The organism is Massilia sp. CT11-108 (assembly GCF_047302915.1).
GTDB classification, from domain to species: Bacteria; Pseudomonadota; Gammaproteobacteria; order Burkholderiales; family Burkholderiaceae_D; genus Telluria; species Telluria orientalis.
The window spans coordinates 1-1,099 of the sequence record NZ_JBKYMO010000964.1 but is presented as its reverse complement, the minus strand read 5'-3'; the positions used below and the strand labels follow the sequence as shown (position 1 = coordinate 1,099).

Below are 1,099 nucleotides of genomic sequence, written 5' to 3'. Positions count from 1 at the left end.
CGCCCTCGTGCAGTTGCGCTTCGCTTCGCTCGCTGTGGTCAGCTCGCGGCGGGACTTCCACCCACAAGAGTGCGCCCCAGCTGGGGGCCCCAAAAAAAAAACCCCCCGCCCGGCCCCGGTTTTCCATTGTATGCACGGGCGGCCCCGGCAGCCGTCGCCGGACGGCGTCCGCCAGGACCGCAACGCGCGCCGAGCCCGGCCTGTCCGGCACGGTCGCCCCTTGCGCCGCGCCCCATGCCATGCGACATTTTTTTCGTGCACACTGGAAAGCCATCGTCGCCATCGTCCTGCTCGTGGTGCTGGCGATGATGACCGTGAACCCCGGCGCCGCCATGCCGGAACCGCCTTTGGCCATGCGCCTGCGCGCGCACGTGACGGCGCTCGCGGGCGGCCCGCAGGACGCCACCTACATCGGCAACGTGCTGCGGGCGGCCGGCTACGCCGTGCGGGACCGCGGCGGGACCGGCCACGAACGCCGCATCGAAGCCGTGCTGGCCAGCGTGCCCCCGGGCGAAAAAGCGGCGCGCACGTTCATCGTCGGCGCCCGCGATGACGGCGCCGAAGACGGCGCGCCCGGAACGGCGGCCGTGCTGGAACTGGCGCGCCTGCTGGCGAGCGTGCGTCCGAGCAGCGGCACCGAGATCCGCTTCGTGTTCTTCCTCGCGCCGAAAGCCGCCGCGCTTCCGGGCGTCGACGACGCCCTCCCGTCCGCCGGGCGTCCGGGCAGCTTCATCGCCTACGTGGGCAGCCTGGCATCGTCGCGCGAGGTGCAGGACGCGCTGTCCGCATTCCAGAGCGTCGCGGCCGGCCCGGCGCACGGCCTCGCGACGCCCGCCTACATGCAGGGCGTGACCCTGTCCGACCGCGCCGGGTGGCACCGTCCCGGCGCCGGCCTGCCCGCCCTCGTCCTCACCGACACGTCGTTCACGCGCTTCCCGTTCCGCCAGGCGGACAATGCCGCGCCGGATACGGACGAGCCGCCCGAGCAGGTCGTCTTTGCCGGCATGGCGCGCGTGGTAAGCGGCCTCGCGCGCACGCTCACGGCGCTGGCTGCCGGACAGCGCGGATAAGACCCGGCGCGTCCGCCGTGGTCTCATGC

Annotated in this window: 1 protein-coding gene; it reads left to right on the top strand. The window is 73.2% G+C overall.

Annotated elements, in window-relative coordinates; translation table 11 throughout:
- Positions 1-239 precede the first annotated feature (239 nt).
- The gene (locus tag ACEN88_RS32385; protein WP_413346328.1) at positions 240-1,070 is read left to right on the top strand and encodes a M28 family peptidase; all 831 of its coding nucleotides are present in this window, start codon (positions 240-242) and stop codon (positions 1,068-1,070) included.
- Positions 1,071-1,099: the final 29 nt, after the last annotated feature.